This is a genomic window from Streptomyces sp. 7N604, from assembly GCF_052245475.1.
Taxonomy (GTDB): domain Bacteria; phylum Actinomycetota; class Actinomycetes; order Streptomycetales; family Streptomycetaceae; genus Streptomyces.
In genome coordinates this window covers 59,561-78,164 of the sequence record NZ_JBQQBX010000025.1, presented here as the reverse complement: position 1 = coordinate 78,164, position 18,604 = coordinate 59,561, and the positions used below count along the sequence as shown (strand labels likewise).

Annotated in this window: 17 protein-coding genes; 14 read left to right on the top strand and 3 right to left on the bottom strand. The window is 71.1% G+C overall.

Annotated elements, in window-relative coordinates:
* The first annotated feature begins 206 nt into the window (after positions 1-206).
* The 4 genes from tilS (at position 207) to folE (ending at position 4,935) form a co-directional block, all read left to right on the top strand.
* Positions 207-1,283, top strand: coding sequence for a tRNA lysidine(34) synthetase TilS (gene tilS, locus ACTWP8_RS26215; RefSeq protein ID WP_443324571.1), 1,077 nt, complete (start codon positions 207-209; stop codon positions 1,281-1,283).
* Positions 1,284-1,381: 98 nt separating this feature from the next.
* Positions 1,382-1,921: a hypoxanthine phosphoribosyltransferase gene (gene hpt / locus ACTWP8_RS26210; protein WP_443315768.1), complete on the top strand. Its 540-nt coding sequence runs from the start codon at positions 1,382-1,384 to the stop codon at positions 1,919-1,921.
* A gap of 247 nt (positions 1,922-2,168) precedes the next feature.
* Positions 2,169-4,202: an ATP-dependent zinc metalloprotease FtsH gene (gene ftsH / locus ACTWP8_RS26205; RefSeq protein ID WP_443324570.1), complete on the top strand. Its 2,034-nt coding sequence runs from the start codon at positions 2,169-2,171 to the stop codon at positions 4,200-4,202.
* 127 nt (positions 4,203-4,329) lie between these two features.
* Complete coding sequence (gene folE / locus ACTWP8_RS26200; RefSeq protein ID WP_443315701.1) at positions 4,330-4,935, top strand: GTP cyclohydrolase I FolE; 606 nt, start codon at positions 4,330-4,332, stop codon at positions 4,933-4,935.
* Here folE and ACTWP8_RS26195 read toward each other — a convergent pair.
* The gene (locus ACTWP8_RS26195; RefSeq protein ID WP_443324569.1) at positions 4,922-6,037 is read right to left on the bottom strand and encodes an alpha/beta hydrolase; all 1,116 of its coding nucleotides are present in this window, start codon (positions 6,035-6,037) and stop codon (positions 4,922-4,924) included. The genes folE and ACTWP8_RS26195 overlap by 14 nt on opposite strands.
* 194 nt (positions 6,038-6,231) lie before the next feature.
* On the opposite strand from ACTWP8_RS26195, the gene ACTWP8_RS26190 reads away from it, so the two are divergent.
* The 6 genes from ACTWP8_RS26190 to ACTWP8_RS26165 all read left to right on the top strand — a co-directional run bounded on the left by ACTWP8_RS26190 (position 6,232) and on the right by ACTWP8_RS26165 (position 11,406).
* On the top strand, positions 6,232-8,166 hold the full coding sequence (locus ACTWP8_RS26190) for a phosphatidylglycerol lysyltransferase domain-containing protein (RefSeq protein WP_443324568.1): 1,935 nt from the start codon (positions 6,232-6,234) through the stop codon (positions 8,164-8,166).
* A gap of 69 nt (positions 8,167-8,235) precedes the next feature.
* A complete protein-coding gene (gene folP, locus ACTWP8_RS26185; RefSeq protein WP_443315704.1) occupies positions 8,236-9,090 on the top strand; it encodes a dihydropteroate synthase in 855 nt (284 codons plus the stop codon).
* A 31-nt stretch (positions 9,091-9,121) separates the two neighbouring features.
* Entirely contained in the window at positions 9,122-9,568 is a 447-nt protein-coding gene (locus tag ACTWP8_RS26180; RefSeq protein WP_443315705.1) for a nuclear transport factor 2 family protein, read from the top strand.
* A 275-nt stretch (positions 9,569-9,843) separates the two neighbouring features.
* Complete coding sequence (gene folB, locus ACTWP8_RS26175) at positions 9,844-10,203, top strand: dihydroneopterin aldolase (protein WP_443315706.1); 360 nt, start codon at positions 9,844-9,846, stop codon at positions 10,201-10,203.
* On the top strand, positions 10,200-10,796 hold the full coding sequence (gene folK, locus ACTWP8_RS26170; RefSeq protein WP_443324567.1) for a 2-amino-4-hydroxy-6-hydroxymethyldihydropteridine diphosphokinase: 597 nt from the start codon (positions 10,200-10,202) through the stop codon (positions 10,794-10,796). The genes folB and folK overlap by 4 nt, the downstream gene beginning before the upstream one ends.
* Positions 10,797-10,914: 118 nt before the next feature.
* A complete protein-coding gene (locus ACTWP8_RS26165) occupies positions 10,915-11,406 on the top strand; it encodes a DUF3180 domain-containing protein (protein ID WP_443324566.1) in 492 nt (163 codons plus the stop codon).
* Positions 11,407-12,147: 741 nt separating this feature from the next.
* Here the strand turns inward: ACTWP8_RS26165 and ACTWP8_RS26160 are convergent.
* Positions 12,148-13,392 carry an ABC transporter ATP-binding protein gene (locus ACTWP8_RS26160; protein WP_443324565.1) on the bottom strand — a complete coding sequence of 415 codons (1,245 nt, stop codon included), beginning with the start codon at positions 13,390-13,392 and terminating at the stop codon, positions 12,148-12,150.
* Between the two features lie 139 nt (positions 13,393-13,531).
* Here ACTWP8_RS26160 and ACTWP8_RS26155 point away from each other — a divergent pair, with 139 nt between their 5' ends.
* From ACTWP8_RS26155 to ACTWP8_RS26140, 4 genes are all read left to right on the top strand, one after another.
* Entirely contained in the window at positions 13,532-14,221 is a 690-nt protein-coding gene (locus tag ACTWP8_RS26155; protein ID WP_443324564.1) for an ABC transporter permease, read from the top strand.
* A gap of 3 nt (positions 14,222-14,224) precedes the next feature.
* Positions 14,225-14,932: an ABC transporter permease gene (locus ACTWP8_RS26150; RefSeq protein ID WP_443324563.1), complete on the top strand. Its 708-nt coding sequence runs from the start codon at positions 14,225-14,227 to the stop codon at positions 14,930-14,932.
* A 27-nt stretch (positions 14,933-14,959) separates the two neighbouring features.
* Positions 14,960-15,946, top strand: coding sequence for an ABC transporter substrate-binding protein (locus ACTWP8_RS26145; RefSeq protein ID WP_443324562.1), 987 nt, complete (start codon positions 14,960-14,962; stop codon positions 15,944-15,946).
* Between the two features lie 75 nt (positions 15,947-16,021).
* A complete protein-coding gene (locus ACTWP8_RS26140; RefSeq protein ID WP_443324561.1) occupies positions 16,022-17,353 on the top strand; it encodes a hypothetical protein in 1,332 nt (443 codons plus the stop codon).
* Positions 17,354-17,436: 83 nt separating this feature from the next.
* Here ACTWP8_RS26140 and ACTWP8_RS26135 read toward each other — a convergent pair whose 3' ends face one another.
* Positions 17,437-18,579, bottom strand: a complete 1,143-nt coding sequence (locus ACTWP8_RS26135; protein WP_443324560.1) for an NADH-quinone oxidoreductase subunit D — start codon at positions 18,577-18,579, stop codon at positions 17,437-17,439.
* Positions 18,580-18,604: the final 25 nt, after the last annotated feature.

Sequence of the window (18,604 nt, the reverse complement as noted above, 5' to 3'; positions counted from 1 at the left end):
GCCGAAGATGGCAGAAGTACGCCCCACCAGTCACCCGTCCGAGGGACCCTGGGGCAAGGATTAGGCGTGCGATGCCCGGGGAACGGCTCGCCTCTGTCACCATCTATCTACTCAGTGTGATGAAAGCCGTGACTGACAAGTCGTCACCGACACGCCGTGGCTGAGCCCTTGCGGCCCGCCACCGGCCTCGAGGAAGTGAACCGGACATGGGTCCCCATCCAGCGGTCGCAGCGATACGCCTGGCAGTCCGCCGCGTCCTGCACGACGTGCTCAACGACGTTCTGAACGGCGTCGACACCCCACGAACTCCGCCCGCCGCCTCCCCGCGCCCGCTCGTCCTCGTCGCCTGCAGCGGTGGCGCCGACTCCATGGCGCTCGCCTCCGCCCTCGCCTTCGAAGCCCCCAAGCTGGACATCCGCGCCGGCGGCATCACCATCGACCACGGTCTGCAGCCCGGCTCCGCCCAGCGCGCGGCCGAGGTCGCCGAGCGCCTGCGCGCCATGAACCTCGACCCCGTGGAGACGACAGCAGTCCGCGTCGGACGTCAGGGCGGCCCCGAGGCCGCCGCCCGCGACGCCCGTTACGCCGCCCTCGACGAGGCCGCGGAGCGGCTCGGCGCCGCCGCCGTGCTGCTCGGCCACACCCGCGACGACCAAGCTGAAACCGTCCTGCTGGGCCTGGCCCGCGGCTCCGGAACCCGCTCCCTGTCCGGGATGGCCGCCGTTTCCGGCACCCGCGGCCGCTACCGCCGCCCCTTCCTCCACCTCGACCGCCAGACCGCCCGCAAGGCCTGCCTCGTCCAGTGCCTCCCGGTCTGGGACGACCCGCACAACTCCGACCCGGCCTACCTCCGCTCCCGGCTGCGCCACGAAGGCCTGCCCGCCCTGGAGAAGTCCCTGGGCAAGGGCGTCATCGAAGCCCTCGCCCGCACCGCCCAGCTCTCCCGCGACGACGCCGACGCGCTCGACGCCTGGGCCGCCGACGCCGAGCAGTTCGTACGGGCGGACGCCGCCGCGGGCGGTGAGAGCGGCAGCGCCGCCCTGGACGCCGCCAAGCTCCATGCCCTCCCGCCTGCCGTCCGGCGCCGCGTGCTCCGCCGTGCCGCCATCGCCGCGGGCTCTCCGCCCGGATCCCTCTTCGCCAAGCACATCGAGGAAGTCGACCGGCTGATCACCGGCTGGCGCGGCCAGGGGGTCATCAACCTCCCCGGCCGGGTCGAGGTGCACCGCCGGTGTGGCAGTCTGGTGATTCGGCGACGCGACGAGGCCGCCGCCGAGCACTGAGCCGAAACCTTCGGCCGCACCGGGCCCGTACGGACCTCCGAGCCGTGCGTCCGGCTGCACCGGAACAACCGAGAGTGGCGCGGGTGGACGACAAGGACATGGGCACCGACCTCCAGTCGGTGCTCATCACCAAGGAAGAGATCGACGCGAAGCTGGCCGAGCTGGCCGCGAAGATCGACGCGGAGTACGCGGGCAAGGACCTGCTCATCATCGGTGTCCTCAAGGGCGCGGTGATGGTGATGGCGGACCTGGCGCGCGCCCTGTCCAACCCCGTCACGATGGACTGGATGGCGGTGTCCTCGTACGGCGCGGGCACCAAGTCCTCCGGCGTCGTGCGGATCCTCAAGGACCTCGACACCGACATCGCCGGCAAGGACGTGCTGATCGTCGAGGACATCATCGACTCCGGCCTGACGCTGTCCTGGCTGCTGTCGAATCTCAGCTCGCGCGGACCGGCCTCGCTGAACGTCTGCACGCTGCTGCGCAAGCCCGAGGCCGCCAAGGTCGCCATCGATGTGAAATATGTCGGGTTCGACATCCCCAACGAGTTCGTGGTCGGCTACGGCCTCGACTACGCGGAGAAGTACCGGAACCTGCCCTTCGTGGGCACGCTCGCACCGCACGTCTACGGCGGCTGACCGGGCGTCCGGCCCCCCACCCCGGCGGCGGTCATGCGCGGGAACGTCTCGCGGTCTTCCGCCGTTGGAGCATGGGAAGACGGTTTTGTTAACCGTGCGGGGCGGCGTCGGGTGACAATGCTGGGGTACGGTCCGAAGGTCGGACTCGCAATAGGTCGGGTAATACACCGCACGCACAGACGGTTCCAGCCGGAGCTGTCGTGCCTCACTGTGGCAGGAGGGACGGGGTGCAAGGCACCCCGTATGGATGGACGTGAAGCGCTACTTCCGTGGGCCGGTCATGTGGATCGTGCTGGCCGTCCTCGCCGTGGTCGTGTTGATGCAGGTCGTCGGCTCGTCCGGCGGCTACAAGACGGTGGACACCGGCCAGGTCGTCAAGGCCATCGCCGACAACAAGGTCCAGTCCGCCGAGCTGACGACCGGCGACGAAAACAAGATCAAGGTCGAACTCAAGGACGGCACCAAGGTCGAGGGCAGCAACAAGCTGCAGGCCAGTTACATCGGTGACCAGGGCGCCCAGCTCGCCCAGGACCTGCAGGCCAAGACCAACGATGGAGACCGGGACACGCTGCCCGACGGCTACACGGTGTCGCCGTCCAAGCAGAACCCCTTCGTCGGCGTTCTGCTCTCACTGCTGCCGTTCGTCCTCATCGTCGTCGTCTTCCTGTTCCTGATGAACCAGATGCAGGGCGGCGGCTCCCGGGTGATGAACTTCGGGAAGTCCAAGGCCAAGCTCATCACCAAGGACACCCCGAAGACGACCTTCTCCGACGTGGCGGGCTCCGACGAGGCGGTGGAAGAGCTCCAGGAGATCAAGGAGTTCCTGCAGGAGCCCGCGAAGTTCCAGGCCGTCGGCGCCAAGATCCCCAAGGGTGTGCTGCTGTACGGCCCGCCCGGCACCGGCAAGACGCTGCTCGCGCGCGCCGTCGCAGGCGAGGCGGGCGTCCCGTTCTACTCGATCTCCGGCTCCGACTTCGTCGAGATGTTCGTCGGTGTCGGTGCGTCCCGGGTCCGCGACCTGTTCGAGCAGGCCAAGGCCAACGCCCCGGCGATCGTCTTCGTCGACGAGATCGACGCTGTCGGCCGGCACCGCGGTGCGGGTCTCGGCGGCGGCCACGACGAGCGCGAGCAGACGCTGAACCAGCTGCTCGTCGAGATGGACGGCTTCGACGTGAAGGGCGGGGTCATCCTGATCGCCGCCACCAACCGGCCCGACATCCTCGACCCCGCCCTGCTGCGCCCCGGCCGCTTCGACCGGCAGATCGCCGTCGACCGCCCGGACATGCAGGGCCGCCTGGAGATCCTCAAGGTCCACCAGAAGGGCAAGCCGGTCGCCCCCGACGTCGACCTCGGTGCGGTCGCCCGCCGTACCCCCGGCTTCACCGGTGCCGACCTCTCCAACGTCCTGAACGAGGCCGCGCTGCTCACGGCCCGCAGCGACAAGAAGCTGATCGACAACCACTTCCTGGACGAGGCGATCGACCGCGTCGTGGCCGGCCCGCAGAAGCGGACCCGGATCATGAGCGACAAGGAGAAGAAGATCACCGCGTATCACGAGGGCGGACACGCCCTGGTCGCGGCGGCCTCTCCGAACAGCGACCCGGTCCACAAGATCACCATCCTGTCCCGCGGCCGAGCGCTCGGTTACACGATGGTCCTGCCGGACGAGGACAAGTACTCCACCACGCGCAACGAGATGCTGGACCAGCTGGCGTACATGCTGGGCGGCCGAGCCGCGGAGGAGCTCGTGTTCCACGATCCGACCACGGGTGCGGCGAACGACATCGAGAAGGCGACCGCGACGGCTCGCGCGATGGTCACGCAGTACGGCATGACCGAGCGGCTCGGCGCGATCAAGTTCGGCTCCGACCAGTCCGAGCCCTTCCTCGGCCGTGAGATGGCTCACCAGCGCGACTACTCGGAGGAGGTCGCCGCGCTGGTCGACGAGGAGGTCAAGAAGCTCATCGAGGCGGCGCACAACGAGGCCTGGGAGATCCTGGTCGAGAACCGCGACGTTCTGGACAACCTGGTCCTCGCGCTGCTGGAGAAGGAGACCCTTGGCAAGGAGGAGATCGCCGAGGTCTTCTCGACGGTCGTGAAGCGCCCGCCGCGCCCGGCGTGGACCGGCTCCTCGCGCCGTACGCCCTCCACCCGCCCGCCGGTGCTCTCCCCGAAAGAGCTGACCATGGCCAACGGCGCTCAGCCGGGCTCGAGCTCGCCACCCGCCACGGTGCCGACCGAGAAGGCGGAGCGCCCGGAGGAGCCCAGCGCCGACAGCTGAGCCTGCTCAGAGCACCTGAGGCCCCACGGGGCCCGGAATGAAAGCCGCGCCCCCTCGGGTTCTAACCTGAGGAGGCGCGGCTTTCGGCCATGAGCGCCTGCACGGACGTACGAGGATCGAGGCACAGATGACCGACCCGGTGACGCTGGACGGCGAGGGCCACATCGGCGATTTCGATGAGAAGCGGGCCGAGAACGCCATTCGCGAGCTGCTCATCGCCGTCGGCGAGGACCCGGACCGGGAGGGGCTCCTCGAGACCCCGGCGCGCGTGGCGCGTGCCTACAAGGAGATGTTCAGCGGCCTCCGGCAGGCTCCGGAGGACGTCCTGACGACCACGTTCGACCTCGGGCACGACGAGATGGTGCTGGTCAAGGACATCGAGGTGTACAGCACCTGCGAGCACCACCTGGTGCCGTTCCACGGGGTCGCTCATGTCGGCTACATCCCGTCCACGGACGGCAAGATCACGGGACTGTCGAAGCTCGCCCGGCTCGTGGACGTCTACGCCCGCCGCCCCCAGGTGCAGGAGCGGATGACGACGCAGATCGCCGACTCGCTCATGCAGATCCTGGAGCCGCGTGGCGTGATCGTGGTGGTCGAGTGCGAGCACCTGTGCATGTCGATGCGCGGCATACGGAAGCCGGGTGCGAAGACCACGACCTCGGCCGTGCGGGGCCAGCTGCGTGACCCCGCCACGCGCTCCGAGGCCATGAGCCTCATCATGGCGCGCTGAGGCGCTTCGACAGCCAGTCCAGGGCCGGCGGGACCTCGCGGTTCCAGGTGTTGAGGTTGTGGCCGCCGCTGTCGAGGATGATCGACGAGACGCGCAGCGGGGGTTTCGCCTTGACGATGAAGGCGCGGGTGTCCCGGTAGTTGGTCTCGCCCTTCTTGCTGCTGGCCAGGAGAACGGACACCGGAGGCATGGGGCGGTGGTCGAGCCGCCACAGCATGTCGTTCTCCCGTTCGTACTGTGTGCTGCCGCCGAAGAGGTCGCCGGTGGTCGGGTCCTGCGGGGCCTTGTACGAGCCGGAGAGGCCGGCGCCGGCCGAGAACGCCCGGGGGTTGCGCATGGTCAGTTTGACCGCGCAGTAGCCGCCGGTGGAGTTGCCGATCACGCCCCAGCTGCGCGCCTGCTCGCCCACCCGGTAATGGGAGGCGACTGCGGCGCGCATGTCCCTGGTGAAGAAGGACTCGGCCTGCGGGCCGCCGGGAACGTCCACGCACTCCGTGTCGCGCGGCGGCGCGACTGTCGGCCGCATCATGATCAGGATGGTGGGGCGCATGGTTCCCGCGGCGATGTGGCGGGTCGCGGTCTGCGGGTACTGCAGGCGCGTGATCAGGTTCTCGGCCGTGCCGGGGTAGCCGGTGAGGACGAGGGCGGCCGGGAACCGCGTACGGGCGTACTGCTTCTGGAAGTACTGCGGCGGCAGGTAGACGTATGCGGGCGCCGCAATCCCCGTGCTCGCGCCGTTGATCTGGACCTTGTCGATCCGGCCCGCGCGCTTCGGGCTGCCGCCGCCCGGGGTGCCGACGCTCTGCGTCCCGACCACCCTGAGCTGCTTCGAGGAGCCCTCGCCGTGCTCCACGACGACGCCCATGTCCTGGTCGGTGCCGAGCAGATCGGCCCACGAGGCGTAGAAGCCGAAGTAGAAATTGGCCGAAAGACCCCCGGCGGCGAGGATCGAGAGCTGGGTCGCCAGCAGCACGCCGATCCGTCCGAGCACCGCGGGCGCGCTGCGGCGGGCCAGCCGCGGCCACAGCCACACGGTCATCGCGAACAGTAAAACCGCCGCCACGACGGCGAGCAGCAGGACTTTCTTGCTGGTAAGACCCATGGACGGCTTCCTGTGCGGGCGACCCGGCGTCGCCGGTGTCGCGGTGGAGGTGGTGCCACCGCTTCCCGGCTCATGGGCACATGGAGTCCGGCAGGCGCAACCCGGGCCCGGGAATCGGCGTCCTAGAGGGCGCAAATTTGTCCGGATGGCGCGAGCAGCCGCCGCAATATTTCCCGACGGAGCCACGCGAAGCGATGTCTGTCACGGTAGATGGTGAAAAGTCCGATGTGGTTCCGGTGCGGCAGGGGCGGCTGCGCCGCCCGCTGCGCGGACCGCGTCCCGAGAAGGTGCCGGGCCGGGTCGGCACCGCCTGCACCTTCATAGGCCTGCTGGACATCGCCGCCGGGGTCTTCCCGCGCTTCCGGCACAGCCGGATGCACGCCTTCGCCGAGGTGCTGCCCGGCGCGCTCGGCCCGTTCGCCGCCGCCCTCGCGATCTCCGCGGGCATGCTGCTCCTGCTCCTCGCGCACGGCCTCAAGCGTCGCAAGCGGCGCGCCTGGACGGCCGCCGTCGTACTGCTGCCCGCGGGCGCGGTGGCGCAGTTCCTCTACCGGCACTCCCTCGTCGGTGCGCTGCTCTCCCTCGCGCTCCTCGCGCTGCTGCTGCGCCACCGCGGCGAGTTCGCCGCCCTCCCCGACCCGCGCAGCCGCTGGAAGGCGCCGGCCAACTTCGTCCTGCTCGGCTCGGCAAGCATCGGCCTCGGCATGGTCATCGTCAGCTCGCACCCGCGCAGGGTCATCGGGGAACCCGGATTCGCCGACCGGCTGCAGCACGTGCTGTACGGGCTCGTGGGCCTGGAGGGCCCGGTCGGCTACACGGGCCGGGTGTCCTGGACCGTCGGCTACTCGCTCGGCGCGCTCGGTCTGCTGACTGCCATCACCACCATCTACCTCGCGCTGCGCCCCGAGACCCCGGCCGCGCGGCTCACGGACGACGACGAGGCCCGGCTGCGCGAGCTGCTGGCGCGGCACGGCGGGCGCGACTCGCTCGGCCACTTCGCGCTGCGCCGCGACAAGGGCGTCGTCTTCTCGCCGAGCGGCAAGGCCGCCGTCTGCTACCGCGTCGTATCCGGCGTCATGCTCGCCAGCGGCGACCCGATCGGCGACGTCGAGGCGTGGCCCGGGGCGATCGAGCGGTTCATGGAGCAGGCGCGGCTGCACTCCTGGACCCCGGCGGTCATGGGCTGCAGCGAGACCGGTGGCCAGGTATGGACCCGCGAGACCGGTCTGGACGCACTGGAGCTGGGCGACGAGGCCGTGGTGGACGTACCGGACTTCACGCTGTCAGGGCGCGCCATGCGGAACGTACGGCAGATGGTGAAGCGGATCGAGCGGAACGGCTACGAGACGCGGGTGCGGCGGGTGTCCGACCTGTGCGCCGAGGAGCTGGAGCGGGTCCGGCGGGCGGCGGCGGACTGGCGTGGGACCGACACCGAGCGGGGCTTCTCGATGGCGCTCGGGCGGATCGGGGACCCGGCGGACGGCGACTGCGTGATCGCCACGGCGCACAAGGCGGACGACGGCGGGGAGCAGTCCGGCGGGCTCTCCGGCGAGCACGCGGGCGTGCACGCCGGCGGACACGCGGGCGGGCACTCCCGCGGTCACTCCAGCCCGTACGGCGACCTGAAGGCCGTACTCCACTTCGTGCCGTGGGGGCCGGACGGGATGTCGCTGGACCTGATGCGGCGCGACCGCTCGGCGGATCCCGGCATGAACGAACTGCTGATCGTGGCCGCGCTGCAGGCGGCGCCGAAGCTCGGGGTGCAGCGGGTGTCGCTGAACTTCGCGATGTTCCGCGCTGCGCTGGCGCGCGGCGAGCGGCTCGGCGCGGGGCCGGTGCTGCGCGGGTGGCGCGGGCTGCTGGTCTTTCTCTCGCGCTGGTTCCAGATCGAGTCGCTCTACAAGTTCAACGCGAAGTTCCGGCCCCGGTGGGAGCCGCGGTTCCTGGTCTTCGGGAACACCCGTGACCTGCCGCGCATCGGCTTCGCCGCGATGCAGGCCGAGGGCTTCGTCACACTGGGCCTGCCGCGCCCGTTCGCCCGCGGTTCGGCCGCCCGCCCCTGCGCTCACGCGCACCTCGGCGCCGTGGCCCCGGCCCACAAGCCGGAACGAGAGCCTCAGGTGGCGTAGATCGACGTAGACCCGTCCGGCCCGCAACCCACTAGCCGAAGCCGCGTCGTCGCGGCCTAGGCTGGGGGCATGAGCACGTTGCGCGGGCGGGTGACCGGTCTTCCGGAGTGGGACCGCTGTGCGGTGATGGGCGTGGTCAATGTCACGCCCGATTCCTTCTCGGACGGCGGCCGCTGGTTCGACACCGGCGCGGCGGTCAAGCGCGGGCTGGATCTGGCCGCCACCGGGGCCGATCTGGTGGACGTCGGCGGTGAGTCGACGCGCCCGGGGGCCACGCGGGTGGACGAGGACGAGGAGCTGCGCCGGGTGATCCCGGTCGTGCGCGGCCTGGCCGCCGAGGGCGTCGTCGTGTCCGTGGACACCATGCGCGCCTCGGTCGCCGAGCAGGCGGTCGCGGCCGGGGCGGTGCTGGTCAACGATGTGAGCGGAGGGCTCGCGGACCCGGCGATGGTGCCGGTGGTGGCCGCGGCGGGGGTGCCGTTCGTGGTCATGCACTGGCGCGGGTTCAGCGAGGAGATGAACAGCCGGGCCGTCTACGGGGACGTGGTCGCGGAGGTCCTGGACGAGCTGCGGGCCCGTATGGACGCCGTGGTCGAGGGGGGCGTCGACCCGGAGCGGATCGTGGTCGACCCGGGACTCGGCTTCGCCAAGCAGGCCGAGCACGACCTGGCGCTGGTCGCCCACCTGCGGGAACTGCACGGCCTGGGCAGGCCGCTGCTGGTGGCCGCCTCGCGGAAGCGGTTCCTGGGGCGGGTGCTGGCCGGGGGCGACGGCAGCCCCCCGCCGGCCCGCGAGCGGGACGCGGCGACGGCCGCCGTCTCGGCCATCGCGGCGCGCGAGGGCGCCTGGGCGGTACGGGTGCACGAGGTACGGCCGACGGCGGATGCGGTGCGCGTGGCGCGCGCGGTGGAGGGGGCGCTGTGACTGCTGTTCGCTACGCGTACGAGGGGATGGCGTGAGCGCGGCCCGCACGGACCGCGAGCAGGTCGAGCTGGCCAACACGGCCCTCTACGAGGCCATGGAGCAGGGCGACTTCGAGGCCGTGTCCGGGATGTGGCTGGACGGCGACGTCAGCTGTGTGCACCCGGGGTGGCCGGTGCTGCGCGGTCACAGCGAGGTCCTGCGCTCGTACGCCCTGATCATGGCGAACACCGACTACATCCAGTTCTTCCTGACCGATGTCGAGGTCGCGGTCGAGGACGACACGGCGCTGGTGACCTGCACCGAGAACATCCTCAGCGGCGGGCCCGCGGAGGAGGACGGCGCCCTGGGCCCGCTCGTGGGGCAGCTGGTCGTCGCGACGAATGTGTTCCGGCGCACAGCGGATGGCTGGAAGGTGTGGTCTCATCACGGCTCACCCGTACTCGCTGACAACCAGGACGAGGAGGACGGCGAGAGCTGATCGTCAGCGTCGGCGGGGGCGTCAGCGCGGGCGTCAGCGCCGTGCCCGGGCCCACTCGTTCGAGCCGGGGGAGAGCCGGGTAGGGGTGGGGGGCAGGGCGGTGGGGTAAGCGCAGGCCGAGCCGCACGGCGGCCGGGGGGAACCCGTGTCCGCAGCCCCCGTACGTGAGCGTTGTCCGTGCTCGCAGGTAGATTCAAAGCGAGTGGCACCCGGGCGCGGCCCCGGTGCGCGCCCGAAGGCACCCGAAGACAAGACGACCAGCAGGAGTGATTCGCGTGGACCGTGTCGCGCTGCGCGGCCTGAAGGCCCGGGGTCACCACGGGGTGTTCCCGCGGGAGCGCGAGGAGGGTCAGACCTTCATCGTGGACCTGGTGCTGGGCCTGGACACCCGCCCCGCGGCGGCCGACGACGACCTCGCGAAGACCGTGCACTACGGGGTGGTGGCGGAGGAGGTCGTGGACCTCGTGCAGGGCGAGCCGGTGGATCTGATCGAGACGCTGGCGGAGCGGATCGCCCAGCAGTGTCTGAAGCACGAGGCGGTGCGGGAGGTCGAGGTCGTCGTGCACAAGCCGGACGCCCCGATCACCGTGCCGTTCGACGACGTGACCATCACCATCACCCGGAGCCGAGTATGAGCACCAGCAGCGACCCGACCGTGCAGCCCGTGCCCGCCTCGGTGGTCCAGCAGGTGGACGCGGCCGATGTCACGTTGAGCAACCCCAAACGGGCGGTGATCGCGCTGGGCAGCAACCTGGGCAACCGCCTGGAGACGCTGCAGGGTGCGGTCGACGCGCTGGAGGACACCCCGGGGCTGCGCGTCAAGGCGGTCTCGCCGGTCTACGAGACGCAGCCGTGGGGCGTGGAGCCGGGTTCGCAGCCGACGTATTTCAACGCCGTGGTGCTGGTCAAGACGACGCTGCCGCCGTCCGCGCTGCTGGAGCGGGGGCACGCGATCGAGGAGGCCTTCGAGCGGGTGCGGGACGAGCGCTGGGGGCCGCGGACCCTCGACGTCGACATCGTGGCGTACCAGGACGTGGTCTCCGACGATCCGGTGCTGACCCTGCCGCACCCACGGGCCCATGAGCGGGCCTTCGTGCTGGTGCCGTGGTACGACATCGACCCGGAGGCCGTGGTTCCGGGGCGCGGCGCGGTCACCGAGCTGCTGGCGGCGGTGGGGCGCACGGGCGTGGAACCGCGCGCGGACCTGGAACTCCGGCTGCCCGAGTAGTCGTTAGGCTCCCGGGTAGGGGGCCGCGGGCGGGCGGCGCCGTACGAGGACGGGCGGGCACGGTCGGGCTCTGTCGGGCTCAATTGGGCTCGGGCGCCATCGCGAGGAGAGAGAGCCAGTGAAGCAGCTGCGGGTCAGGGTCCTGTTCGGGCTGTTCGCCGTGGCCGGGGTGCTGTCCTGGGCCGGTGCGCGTCTTTGGGACACCTTCGGCACGCTGCCCAGGGTTCCGGTGGCGGCTCCGATCGTGCTGGGGGCGATCGCGGCCGTGCTGGCCGCGACCGCGCTGTCGCTGCGCGCGCGGCTGAACGCGCAGCGGGAGCGGCGGCCCGGCGCGAAGGGCGTGGATCCGCTGGTGGCCGCCCGGGCTGTGGTCTTCGGGCAGGCGAGCGCGCTGGTGGCGGCGCTGGTGGCGGGGATGTACGGCGGGGCGTTCGTCTTTCTGCTGCTCGACGGCCTGGACGCCGGGCCGCGGCGCGACCAGGCGATCTACGCGGGCCTGTCGGTGGTTGCGGGGATCGCGGTGGTGATCGCGGCGCTGTTCCTGGAGCGCGTCTGCAAACTCCCGGAGGACGAGGACGAGGACAAGCCGGAGGGCGCCGCGCCGGCATAGCCCTCGCCGGGCGGGCCGCTCCGCGATAGCCCTCGCCGGGCGGGCCGCTCCGCGCCTGCGACCCTCCTGTCGCCGCTGCGCGCCTGCGACCCTGCTGCCGACGCTGCGCGGCGGGCACCTACCCGCCCACCTGCCCGCCCTTTGAAGGGGCTCTGCCCCTTCAACCCCCCGCTGCCTGCCCCCTGCGCCGTAGGAGAACGGGCAGCGAGTCGGGCAGAAGACGGGGCGGCCGCGAAGAAATCCCGCCTCAGGCGACGGACGAGTCCCGCAGAGGCGACGCCTGTCCGGCGGGGGCGAGGTGGGCAGGTGCGGGACGATTTTCCTGCGCGTCAGCGGAGTACGCGGCGCTGGACCGCCAGCCCGGTGAGGGCGGACCCCGCGGCGTCGGCTGCCCGTCTGGTCGGCGGCCTGTCCGGTAGGCAGTGAAATGGGCAGTGGAGCTGGCGTGTCAGTGGAATACGCGGCGCGGGGGCGGCTTGCCCGGCAGGGGGAGTAGCCAGTGGGGGTGGATTTCCGGTGCGTCAGCGGAACACGTGGCGCTGAGCTGCCTGCCCGGCAGGGCGGACCGCGGCCTTGGTGGTCTGGCCGGTGGGGCGGGCCCGCAGCGTCGGCGGGCTGTCCGGTAGGGGTGGAATGGGCAGTTGAGGGTGGTTTTATGGCGCGTCGGCGGGATGCGTGGCGCGGAGTTGACCGCCCGGTGGGGGCGGAGGTCGCAGCGCGGAGTGGCCCGCCCAGCGAGGGTTACGCTCCGGCCACCGTCTCGAGGTCGACGTCCTCGCGGGCGATTGCGTTGGCGTCCGCGTCGATGGATCGGCGGAGGGCCTCGTGGAGGCGGGCCGGGGTGAGGACGCCGAGGAAGCGGTCGCCTTCGACGACCGCGATCCAGCCCGCGTCGTGCTGGAGCATCGTGCTGAACGCCTGCTTCAGGGTGGCGCCGAGCGGTAGCCAGGCCTCCATGCGGCGGGCGTGCCCCCGCACCGTGCCCGCTGCGCTGCCGGAGCTTCCGGAACTCCCCGAGCTTCCGGAACTCCCCGAGCTTCCGGAACCCCCCGAGCCTCCGGAACCCCCCGCGCTCCCCGACGTCACCGCGTCCAGCGAGATCCAGCCGTGCAGGTTCTCGGAGTCGTCCAGGACGACCGCCCAGCGTGCGCCCTCGTCGGTCAGCCGGGCAGCTGCCTTCGGGAGCGGGTCGTCGAGGTGGACGACCGGCGGCTGTTCGAGGTCGCTCCTCTCGATCGCGGTCACGGACAGCCGCTTGAGGCCGCGGTCCGCGCCGACGAAGTCGGCGACGTACGGCGTGGCGGGCGCGCCCAGGACGGCCGCGGGCGGGTCGAACTGCTCGATGCGCCCGTCCCCGTAGACGGCGATGCGGTCCCCGAGCCGTACCGCCTCCTCGATGTCGTGGGTGACGAAGAGGACGGTCTTGCGGACCTGGGACTGCAGCCGCAGGAACTCGCTCTGGAGGCGCTCGCGCACGACCGGGTCGACGGCGCCGAAGGGCTCGTCCATGAGCAGTACGGGCGGGTCGGCGGCGAGCGCGCGGGCGACGCCGACGCGCTGGCGCTGGCCGCCGGAGAGCTGGTCGGGGTAGCGGCCGCCGTATACGGACGGGTCGAGGCCGACCAGGTCGAGCAGTTCGGCCGCGCGGTCGCGGGCCTTCCTGCGGTGCCAGCCGAGGAGGTGCGGCACCGTGGCGGTGTTGTCGAGGACGGTCTTGTGCGGGAAGAGGCCGACCTGCTGGATGACATAGCCGATACGGCGCCGCAGCTCCACCGGGTCGATGGCCGAAATGTCCTCACCCTCCAGGAAAATCCGGCCGGAGGTGGGCTCGATGAGCCGGTTCACCATCTTCATCGTGGTGGTCTTGCCGCAGCCGGAGGGTCCGACGAGCGTGACCAACTCGCCTTCCGCGACCTCGAAGGACAGGTCGTCCACGGCGGTCGTGCCGTCGGCGTAGCGCTTGGTGACGTGGTCGAAGCGGATCATGGCACCCCATTGTGGCTGGTCCCGGGCCGGGATTTATGAAGAGCGTATTGCCGGGGTATGGCGATCTTCACCGATTGTCAGTCCTTGGGGATAGGGTCGCCAGGCATTGGAACGAGCAGGCCGGGGGAGGTGGAGGGGCATGAGTGAGCGGGGCTGCCTGAGGGCGAACGACTGGATCTGCGGCGAGTACGTCAGCAGCCGGAGCCAGGAGTTGGTGGACGCCACGGTCGAGCATGTCGGGATCACGTCCGCCTCGGTCGCCATCGGCCTGCTGGTCGCCTTCCCGCTGGCGCTGCTCGCCCGGCGGCGCGGCGCCTTCGCCGGGCCCGTGCTCGGCCTGACCTCCGTGCTCTACACCGTGCCGTCGCTCGCCATGTTCTCGCTGCTGATGCCCCTGTTCGGGGTCTCGGTCTCCGTGGTGGTCACAGGGCTCGTGCTCTACTCGCTGACGGTCCTGGTGCGGAACATCCTGGCCGGACTCGACGCGGTGCCCGAGGAGGCCAGGGAGGCGGCCCGCGGGATGGGTTACGGGCCGATACGCCTGTTGTTCGAAGTCGAACTGCCGCTCTCGCTGCCAGCGCTGCTCGGGGGCGTGCGCATCGCCGCGGTGTCCACGATCGCCCTCACCACGGTCGGCGCGATCGTCGGCTACGGCGGTCTGGGCACGCTCATCCTGGAAGGTCTCGACAGCAACTTCAAGGCGCAGGTGCTCACCGCCTCCGTCATCTGCGTGGTGCTCGCGGTGGCCGCGGACGTGATGCTGCTCGCCGTACAGCGGGTGCTCACGCCGTGGACCCGGGGCCGGGTGCGCGCGGGAAAGGGGCCCTGACGGATGGGCGCGATCGCGGATTCCTGGACCTGGCTGACCACGGGCGCCAACTGGGCGGGGGAGAACGGGGTGTGGCACCGGCTCGCCGAGCACCTGTACTTCAGCTCGGTGTGCCTGCTGCTGGCCTGCGCGATCGCGCTGCCGAACGCGCTGTATCTGGGACACATCGGGCGGGGCGGCGCGCTTGCCGTCAACCTCTCCAACGTGGGGCGGGCCGTTCCGACTCTGGCCGTGCTGGTGCTGCTGACACTCACCCCGCTCGGTAAACAGGGCGACCTGCCGACGATCATCGCGCTGGTGCTGTTCGCCGTGCCACCGTTGCTGACCAACGCCTACATCGGGATGCGCGAGGTGGACGCGGCGGTGGTGGAGGCGGCCCGCGGGATGGGCATGTCGGGGCGCCAGCTGTTCCTCCGGGTCGAACTCCCCCTCGCCTACCCGCTGATCATGACCGGTCTGCGGTCCGCCGCCGTCCAGGTCGTCGCGACCGCGACGCTCGCCGCGATGGCCGGAGAGGGCGGCCTCGGCCGGATCATCACGAACGGCTTCAACACGTACAACACCCCGCAGGTGGTGGCCGGAGCGGTGCTCGTGGCCGCACTGGCGCTGCTCGTCGAAGCCGTGCTCGTCGCCGCCGGGCGACTCCTGGACCCCATGCGGCGGCGTACTGCCGCGGCAGCCCCTGCCAGGGCAGTGACCACGGCAGTGTGAGAAACGATCGGTTGGATGGTGATTCCCATGAGCAGGACCCCGCGCGCGAGGCGTGGAGTACGGGCGGCGGGCGCGGCCCTGGCCGCCGTCGCGCTGGCGGCCACGGCTGCCGGGTGCGGTGGCGAGAGCCTGGAGGAGAAGGACAGCGGCTCGGACACGGGCAGCGGTGGGGGCAAGAAGGGCTCCTTGGTGATCGGTTCGGCCGGCTTCACCGAGTCCGCGCTCCTGGCCGAGCTGTACTCCCAACTGCTGGAGGACGATGGCTACGGCACGGAGATCAAGACCCTGAAGAACCGTGAGCTGTACGAACCGGCCCTGGAGAAGGGCCAGATCGACGTCGTACCGGAATACGCCGCCACGCTCGCCGAATTCCTCAACACGAAGAAGAACGGGCCGGAGGCGGAGCCGGTCGCGTCCAGCGATGTGGACAAGACCGTCGAGGCGCTGAAGAAGCTCGCCGAGCCGAAGGGACTGAAGGTCCTCCCCGCCGGTGAGGCCGTCGATCAGAACGCCTTTGCCGTGACCAAGGAATTCGCCGCCGAGCACAACGTCAAAACCCTCTCGGACCTGGGGAAGTCGAAGCAGAAGATCAAAATCGCGGCGGGCGACGAGTGCGACCTCCGGCCGTTCTGCCGGCCGGGGCTCGAGAAGACGTACGGCATCGACATCACCGAGATCGACCCCAAGGGCGTCGGCACGCCGCAGGCCAAGCAGGCGGTCAAGGACGGCACCGACCAGCTGGTGCTCACCACCACGACCGACGCGACGCTCGAGGACTTCGGCCTGGTTCTCCTCGAGGACGACAAGGGCCTGCAGAACGCCGACAACGTACTGCCCGTGGTGAATGCGAAGGACGCGGGAGACAAGGGCGTCGAGGCGGCTCTCGGCAAGCTCACGAAGGTCCTGACGACCGACGACCTGATCCAGCTGAACCGGAAGATCGACGCGGAGCGGCAGAAGCCCGCGGATGTGGCGAAGGAGTACTTGGAGTCCAAGCGATTGCTGAAGGGGTAGCGGCAACGCAACCGGCGGAAAACAGATTGGCTGCTGCCTCCCCACGCGTACCGCACGCACGGTAAGTTTCTGGCCATGCCACGTGGACGTCACCGCCATTCGCCGCCCCTGCACAGGCTTCTTCCCCCTTCGGCGGTCGCCGGCGCGTCAGTCGCCTGCGCCTCCGGTGCCTGGCTGCTCGGCGATCCCGTGGCGCTCCGTGTGCTGGTGGCGGCCGCTGCCGCCGCCGCTGTCACCGGCGCGGTCCTGATGCGTTCCTGGGACCGCGCCGCGGGCAAGCGCGTCGCCGAGCTCACCCGGGCCCGCCGCAGCGACGAGTGGCGCGCCGAGGAGCGGATAGCCGAAGTCGAGGGCGACCTCGAGGAGTCGCGCGAGATGCGTGCCGCCCTCGAGGCCAAGCTGCGCGCCAAGCGCACCGAGCTCTCCCGGCTGCGCAACGAGCACGCCGAACTGCTGCGCCGGTACGCGACCGCCGAGACCGAGCGGGCGAGCGCGCTGGAAGGCCGCAGGCTGCTCGCGCTGGAGGCGGCGGCCCCGGCCAAGGAGCTGACCGCGGCGTCGGCCAACGGCCTCCTCGACGCCAACGGCGCCCCGACTCCCGGCGCGTACGCCAGGGCCGACCGGGCGCTCACCGAACTGATCCGCAACGGCGCCCGCCAGCACGCGAAGCGGACGGTCGAAGCCGCCCGCCGCCGCGACCTCGCCGAGCGGGAGCGGGAGCGGGAACGGGAGCAGGAGCAGGAGCGCGCGGGGGAGGAGCAGTCACAGGGGAAGCACGCGGCGGCCACCGGGGAGGGCACCGGGTCCCGTTCGGCCGCCAACTCCGCCGACTCGGCCCATTCCCCCAATTCCGCTGACTCCGTCGACACCGCTGACGCCGCTGCCCACTCCGCCGACGCCCCTGCCGGCTCCGCCGGGGCCGGGGCCGATGGCGGGACCGAAACCGACGACGCGGCGGGGTCGGACGACGACGGCCACAAAGTGCCGGTGGCCGCCGCGGTCGTGCCGTACGCGCCGCTGCGCCGCCCGACGTCCCGCGTCGAAGGGGGCTTCGACTTCTTCGGCGCCAAGTCCGGGGGCCGCAAGCGCCCGGAGCGGCCAGCCCTGGCCTCGGCACAGCGGCCCGAGCTGGCGGCGGCCCCGTCGCCGTCGCCGGTCCCGGCGGAATCCGGCGAGGACTTGGGGGCCGGAGACGTGGCGGCCGGGGACGTGGCGGCCGAGAACGTGGCGGCCGGGGACGTGGTAGCCGAGGACCTGGCGGGGGAGGACCTGGCGGACGTCGTCGGTGCCGAGGCGCTGGCCGCCGCCCGCGAGGAGGAAGCCGACGGGGGCGAGGTCATCGACCTCACCGAGCACGACGAGACCGAGCAGATCGACGTACGGGAGCTGCGCGCCCACTCGTCCTGAAGGGCGGTGGCTGTCCGGCTGTCCGGCTATCGGGCTGTTCGGTGAACAGCGTGAATGCCCCCGCTATTTGGTGAAGGGTCCGGTTACTTGTCGATGTCACCCACGACGAAGAACATCGAGCCGAGGATCGCGACCATGTCCGCGACCAGCGTGCCCGGCAGCAGCACCGTCAGCGCCTGGATGTTGTTGTACGACGCCGAGCGCAGCTTCAGCCGGTACGGCGTCTTCTCGCCCTTCGACACCAGGTAGTAGCCGTTGAGCCCGAGCGGGTTCTCGGTCCACGCGTACGTGTGCCCCTCCGGCGCCTTCAGCACCTTTGGCAGCCGCTGGTTGACCGGCCCCTGCGGCAGTCCCTCGAGCCGGTCGAGGCACGCGTCCGCCAGCTCGAGTGAGTTGTGCGTCTGGTCCAGCAGGCACTCGAAGCGGGCCAGGCAGTCGCCCTCGGTCCTGGTGACCACTTTCAGGACGTCCCGCAGCTCCCCGTACGCCAGATACGGCTCGTCGCGCCGCAGGTCGAAGTCGACGCCCGAGGCGCGGGCGATCGGCCCGCTCACGCCGTACGCGTGCACCGCCCCGGCCGCCAGCACGCCGACGCCGCGCGTGCGGCCGCGGAAGATCTCGTTGCCGAGCACCAGCCGGTCGTACACGTCCATCCGCGAGCGCACCTCCGCCACCGCGGCCCGCGCCCGGCCGAGCCAGCCCGCGGGGAGGTCCTCCTTCAGCCCGCCGACCCGGTTGAACATGTAGTGCATCCGGCCGCCGGAGATCTCCTCCATGACGTGCTGGAGATCCTCGCGCTCCCGGAACGAGTGGAAAATCGGGGTGATTCCGCCCAGTTCGAGGGGGTACGAGCCGAGGAACATCAGGTGGTTGAGCACCCGGTTCAGCTCGGCGAGCAGCGTCCGCATCCAGACGGCGCGCTCGGGCACCTCCATGCCCAGCATCCGCTCGACGGCGAGCACGACGCCCAGTTCGTTGGAGAAGGCCGACAGCCAGTCGTGGCGGTTGGCGAGCACGATGATCTGGCGGTAGTCGCGGGCCTCGAAGAGCTTCTCCGCGCCCCGGTGCATATAGCCGACCACCGGCTCCGCGTGCTGGATCCGCTCGCCGTCCAGCACGATCCGCAGCCGCAGCACGCCGTGCGTGGACGGGTGCTGGGGCCCGATGTTGAGCACCATGTCCGTGCTCTCCGCCGCACCGCCGATCCCGACTGTCGTCTCCGTCATGAGGACAGTCTCGCAGCTCCTTCTC

Bases quoted from the DNA above. Each gene is read 5' to 3' on its own strand.
- folK (WP_443324567.1), top strand. From the start codon at position 10,200: ATGAGCACCAGCAGCGACCCGACCGTGCAGCCCGTGCCCGCCTCGGTG.
- ACTWP8_RS26160 (WP_443324565.1), bottom strand. From the start codon at position 13,392: ATGATCCGCTTCGACCACGTCACCAAGCGCTACGCCGACGGCACGACC.
- ACTWP8_RS26135 (WP_443324560.1), bottom strand. From the start codon at position 18,579: ATGACGGAGACGACAGTCGGGATCGGCGGTGCGGCGGAGAGCACGGAC.
- ACTWP8_RS26195 (WP_443324569.1), bottom strand. From the start codon at position 6,037: ATGGGTCTTACCAGCAAGAAAGTCCTGCTGCTCGCCGTCGTGGCGGCG.
- ACTWP8_RS26145 (WP_443324562.1), top strand. From the start codon at position 14,960: ATGAGCAGGACCCCGCGCGCGAGGCGTGGAGTACGGGCGGCGGGCGCG.
- ACTWP8_RS26155 (WP_443324564.1), top strand. From the start codon at position 13,532: ATGAGTGAGCGGGGCTGCCTGAGGGCGAACGACTGGATCTGCGGCGAG.
- folP (WP_443315704.1), top strand. From the start codon at position 8,236: ATGAGCACGTTGCGCGGGCGGGTGACCGGTCTTCCGGAGTGGGACCGC.
- folE (WP_443315701.1), top strand. From the start codon at position 4,330: ATGACCGACCCGGTGACGCTGGACGGCGAGGGCCACATCGGCGATTTC.
- tilS (WP_443324571.1), top strand. From the start codon at position 207: ATGGGTCCCCATCCAGCGGTCGCAGCGATACGCCTGGCAGTCCGCCGC.
- ACTWP8_RS26150 (WP_443324563.1), top strand. From the start codon at position 14,225: ATGGGCGCGATCGCGGATTCCTGGACCTGGCTGACCACGGGCGCCAAC.
- ACTWP8_RS26190 (WP_443324568.1), top strand. From the start codon at position 6,232: ATGTCTGTCACGGTAGATGGTGAAAAGTCCGATGTGGTTCCGGTGCGG.
- ftsH (WP_443324570.1), top strand. From the start codon at position 2,169: ATGGACGTGAAGCGCTACTTCCGTGGGCCGGTCATGTGGATCGTGCTG.
- ACTWP8_RS26140 (WP_443324561.1), top strand. From the start codon at position 16,022: ATGCCACGTGGACGTCACCGCCATTCGCCGCCCCTGCACAGGCTTCTT.
- hpt (WP_443315768.1), top strand. From the start codon at position 1,382: ATGGGCACCGACCTCCAGTCGGTGCTCATCACCAAGGAAGAGATCGAC.